This window comes from Devosia sp., from assembly GCF_034675085.1.
Classification (GTDB): domain Bacteria; phylum Pseudomonadota; class Alphaproteobacteria; order Rhizobiales; family Devosiaceae; genus Devosia.
The window spans coordinates 1-5454 of sequence record NZ_JAUCDN010000225.1 but is presented as its reverse complement, the minus strand read 5'-3'; the positions used below and the strand labels follow the sequence as shown (position 1 = coordinate 5454).

2 protein-coding genes are annotated in these 5454 nt (G+C 68.9%); both read right to left on the bottom strand.

Going from position 1 to position 5454, the window contains the following annotated elements:
• Window positions 1-4192, bottom strand: a 4192-nt coding sequence (locus VDP82_RS13235; protein WP_323015317.1) for a translocation/assembly module TamB domain-containing protein, incomplete at its 3' end; no start/stop codon positions are given.
• Window positions 4192-5454: autotransporter assembly complex protein TamA (locus tag VDP82_RS13230; RefSeq protein WP_323015316.1), on the bottom strand; the 1263-nt coding region annotated here is incomplete at its 5' end. The genes VDP82_RS13235 and VDP82_RS13230, both read right to left, overlap by 1 nt.

Here is a 5454-nt window from a genome sequence, read left to right as displayed (position 1 = left end):
TATTGTCCTGGATATAGGTGCCGGCCTGCACCGCCACATTGCCCTTCTCGTCGGTGACCACGTCGAGATCGGCCAGCCCCGCCGCGCCGCGCAGGCTGTCGACCAGCCCGCCTCCGCCGCCGCCCATCAGCTCGCCCGCGGCGGCGGCCAGCTTGGCCAGTTGCAGCGGCGACAGCTCGCCCATGGAACGCTTGAAGATCAGCCGGCTCAGCACCTCGTCCTGGGGCAGCATCGGGCTGGAGGTGAAGCTGACATCGATGTCGGAGGCGCGGCCCGACACGGTGACGAAGACGGTGATGTCCTCGCCCTGGGTGCGGGCGACGAAATTGAGCATCGGGTCGAGATCGCCCACCAGGGTCACCTCGCCGCTGTCGAAATCGAGCCGCTGGCCCAGAATGGAGAGCCGGCCGCGATTGAGTGAGAAGGCGCCCACCGGCTGGATATTGCTGACCGGGCCCAGAAGCCGCACCGAGCCGCCCACTTCCGCATCGAGCCCGCGCCCGCGAATGAAGATCTGGTTGGGCGCGTTGACGGTGACGTCGAGCCAGAGCCCGGTGGGCTTGGACTGCGGAATGGGCGCGCCGCTGCGCTCGTCGATGCGGGCGCGGGCCAGGCTCTGCTCCACCGCCGCCGGGGCGCGGCGATGAGCGACACTGCTCAGCTCGGCCCCGCCGCCGACCCTTTCCGGCACGGTGATATTGGCCTGCTCCACCCCCACCTGGCCGCTGAGCACCGGCGAGCCGGTGAGATTGCCATTGAGCGCCAGATCGCCCGACACCGTGGCGACGAACAGATTGCCGTCGGCATAGCGCGCCGAGCGCACCCCGAGGCGAATATCGGCGGGGAATTGCCCCGAAAGCCCCACCGTGCCCGAAGCCGACAGCGCCCCGCCGGTGGCCAGTTCGGCCGCCAGCGATTCGATGGTGAGGTCGGTGCCGGCCAGCCGCGCCGCGCCGGTGATGTTGGTGAGGCGCAGATTGAGCTCCGGATCGACATAGCCAGCCCCCGAAGTGGTGACGCGGCCGGAAAAGCGCGGATCGTCCAGGCGCCCGCTGACCTTTGCATCGAGCTGGAGCACGCCGCTCAACTGCCCGCCGCGATCGATGAGGAAGCGGTTGCCCAGAACCAGCGGCGCCGAGCCGGTGACCGCGACATCGAGCCCGGCCCCGGCAAGGGGAACGGTGCCGCTGCCGCGCAGGGTGAGCCCGCCGGCGCCATCGGCGCTGAGCGCGGCGATCTCTACCCGCCCGTCGCGGAAGCTGCCGCTGGTGGACAGGGTGAGCGGGGCGATGCCGAATTCGCTGATGGCGGCGGCATTGATGCCGCTGGCGCGCGCCTCGAACCCGACCTGCGGATCGCTGGCCGCGCCCCGAACGCGCGCCTGCCCCGTCACCGTGCCGGCCAGACCCAGTTCGGGCATGATCGCATTGGCGATGGAGAGCGGCAGAGCGGAAATATCCAGCGTCAGGTCGAGCCGCTCGCCGGCGCTGCCACTGGCGGTGAGCGCGCCGGAGCCGACATCGAAGCGCAGCCCATCCAGGCTGACGCCGCCGCCCGATACCTGCAACACGCTGGGCCGCGCCAGCCGGGCCGAAAGCTGGCCCTGCACCAGTTGCGCCCGCTCCAGCGCCAGCCGGTAGCCGTCCTGATAGGGCGACAGCGCGCCGGCCAGGTCGATATCGGTGCCGATGGCCAGGTTCGCCTGGGCGGCGAAATTGGTGGTATCGCCCGCTTGATTAGCCGTGGCGGTGAGCCGGCTGATCTCGACGCCGCCGGCCACCATTTTGCTGGCATTGACGCGCCCATCCACGGCCGGTACGCCGAAAAGGTCGCCAATGCGCGCCTCGATATCGGCGGCGCCGATGCGGATGCCATTGGCGGACAGATTGCTGATATCGCCGCGCAGGCTGGCGCCCTGCTTGCCCGCTTCCGGGGCAAGGCGCAATTCGGCATTGAGCGCTCCCTGCGCCTCGATCAGCGCCAGCGCCGCCGGCAGCGAAATATCGGGCGAAACCACGCTGAGCCCGCCGGTAAAGAGCCCGCTTTCCACCGCGCGCGATACCCCGCCAGTAACGCGGGTGCCCGCCGCCTGGAAGTCGATGGCATCCAGCGTCTGAAGCGTTTCGGTCAGCCCCAGATTGGCGGCCAGCGTGGTGGCAAAGCCGTCCAGCGCCGCCGCGCCGCTGATGGCCCCGGCCAGCCCCTGCGCGCCGCTGGTTCCGGCAAAGCCGAGCCGGCCGTCGCGCAGCGCCCGGCCCGCCAGCGTGCCGGTGGGAAGGGCGGCATCGAGATTGAGCGCGATGGTGTCCTGGCCCCTGGCCGTGCCGGTGAGGCTGAGCGCGCCGCTGGCCTGGTCGGAAAGCAGGGCCAGATCGGCGAGGTTGAGCTGGAAGCCGAAATCGGCGCCGCTGCTGGCATAATTGCCATCGGCCGCCAATTGCACCTGGGCATTGCCGAGGCGGAAATTTTCCGCCTCCAACCCGGCTTCGCTGCGCGCCACCCGCCCCGAAAGCGACACCGTGCCGGCCAGCAGCCGGTCGGCCACGTCATCGCCGATGGAAAGATTGCGCCCCGTGCCATCGAGCACGAGATCGAACCCGCCGCTGAGCGGGAGCACGGAGCCCGTGGCCTTCAGCGCCAGCGCGCCATCCAGCTCGCGCCCGGCAAGGCCGGAGAACGGCGCGATGCTGGCGGTATCGAGCGTGATATCGCCGGTAAAGTCGAGGCCGGAAAGCTCGCCCTGCATCATGGCGGTCAGCGCCGCCCCGACCAGACGGAACTGGGCCAGCTGCACCTTCTCGCCCGCGTTCCACAGCCCGGCGATCCCGATGCCGACGCCGCCGCCCAAGGCAGCCTCGATCTCGGGCGAACCGGAAATGCCGGCGAGTTGCCCATCGCCATTGAAGGTGACGCGCCGGCTGGCCGGGTCTTGCAGATTGGCGGCGATACCCCCCACCGCCAGGGTCAGTTGCCGCGCGGCGAAATCGGGCATGGCAAAGCCGGCGACATCGAGATCGGCCGACCAGTTTTCGCCCGCCGCGCCACCGAAATCGATCTTGAGGCCGGCGGAATCCAGAAGCGTCGCCGCTCCCGGCACCGGCAGCACTACCGGCTGCCCGGACGGATCGGCGACGCGCGCGTCAAGGGTGAGCGCGGTCAGGAAATTGTCCGGCCCGGTTTCCGCCGCCGCATCGAGCGCGAGCTGGCCGCCGGTGAGATGGATATCGGAAAGGCTCAGCCCGCCGCCCTGGCGCAGCAGCGCCCGCGCGCTCAGCCGCGTATCGGCGCCGAAAAAGGGGCGATAGGGCGCGGCCATCAGTGTGGAAAGCGGCCCGCCCAGATCGGCGGCAATGGCCAGCCCCTCGGCGCCCTGGGCCAGGCTGGCGGTGCCCGCCAGCGCCTCGCGCCCATCGGCCAGAAGCTGCAATTGCGCATTAAGGTTGGAAATCGGCCCGGCCCCGGCCAGCTTGAGCGTCATGGCGGGGCGATTTTCGATATTGAGCAGATTGGCGATGACGCCGTTTTCCGGCTCCACCAGCGACAGGTCGAGATCGATGGTGCTGTCGGCATTGGCGTAGGCGACATCGAGGTCGAGCTGGCCGCCCGGCCCATCGAGGCGCACGATGTCGAGATTGGCGTCGAGATTGCCGCCATCGAGCGTCATCGCCCCGGAAAGCGACATTTCCGCCGCCAGCCCGAACACCGATTCGCCGAAGCGCACCGAGGGCACGCTCAATTCGTCGAGGACGATGGCGACCGGAAATTGCGGCACCGCGAACCCACCGGCCTCGGGGGCCGGCAGGTCGGCCGCCGGCGCCTCGGCTGGCACGGCGTTGCGGATATAGTCGATGGAATCGGCCTTGAGCGAGCGCACCTCCAGCCGGCCGGTGAACAGGGCCGCCTGGTTCCAGTTCAGGCTCGCATTGTCGATGCGCAGCCACACGCCCTCTTCGTCGGCAATGGTGATTTGGCGGATGGAGACGTCCGAGCCCAGGGCACCCTCGATATTGGAGAGGCGGATCTGGCGCTCCGGCGTCGACAGGCGATCCTCGACGAAACTGGTGAGCCAGTCCTTCTGCTCGTCATTGTCGAGGCTGAGCACGTCCTGGGCGGTGATGACGGCGGGAACCGCCAGCCCGGCCAGCAGGGCGACGGCCAGCAGCCGCCGGCGGGTGAACATGCGCCGGGCCATCAGAATGCCTGTCCTATGCCGATATAAAGCGCGTAGTCGGGGTCTCCCGCACGCTTGTTGAGCGGCACGGCGACATCGAGGCGCAACGGCCCCAGCCCGGTATAATAGCGCAGGCCCACCCCCGCCCCCAGGCGCAGATCCTCCAGCGAGGGGAAGACGTCGGCGGCGACATAGCCGCCATCGAGGAAGCCGACCACGCCGATATCCTGGGTCACCTTGGCGCGCGCCTCGACCGAGCCTTCGAGCAGATAGCGCCCGCCGGTGACCTTGCCGGTGCCATCGTCCACGCCGATGGACTTGAACCCATAGCCGCGAACCGAGCCGCCGCCACCGGCGAAGAACAGCCGGCTGGGCGGAATTTCCGCCAGGCTCGGCCCCACCAGAACGCCGGCCTTGAAACGCCCCGCCAGCACGAACGGATCGTCCTCGCCGAAGCCGATATAGCCGCGCGCCTCCACCGTGGCGCGCCCGGCGACATTGCCGTGGTTGAACTCGTAGAAGGGTTCGAGATTGGCCGCGGCATACCAGCCCTGGGTGGGATTGACCGTGTCGTTGCGATAATCGAGCACCGCCCCGCCATAGGCCCCGGCGATGCGGAACTCGCGGAAGCCGAAGCTGTCGTCGAACCGGCTGAGCTCGAACTGCCCGCCCCCTTCGAGGGTGATGTTGTCCGAAAGGATATGGCTCAGCCCCACCCGGCCATTGGCCGAGGTTTCGCTATAGGTGGGGTAAAGCGTGCGCTCGGCCGATATGGTAGCGATAAGGTCGGTGTCGGGAGTGAAGATTCCCGGCTTGGTGAAGGTGCCGCCGAAGAAATAGTCGAATTTGTCGGTGTCGAGCGGCCAGGCGATGCTGGCGATGCGCGCATCGAGCCGCAGCCTTTCGGCCTGGCCGAACAGATTGCGCCAGAGGTGGAAGGCTTCCAGCCCCAACCCGTCGACGCTGGAATAGGTGGCGCCCACCCCGAAGCGGCGGCCCGGCAGTTCCTGCACGATGAGATTGTAAGGCAGCAGCCCGTCGGCCCCGATCGATTCGGCCGCTTCCAATCGCGCCGAGCGGAACACTTCCAGCCGGTCGAGGCGCTTCTTGGCCAGCGCCAGTTCGTCGGGGTCGTATTCTTCGCCTTCGACCAGCCCGGTCTGGCGGCGCAGGAAATCGGGATCGAGCGTTTCCGCGCCGGTGACGGCGACCGGCCCGAAGGCCGCCCTGCGGCCCGGCTGCACGGTGATGGTGACATCGACGAGGCGCGTGGCATGGTCGGC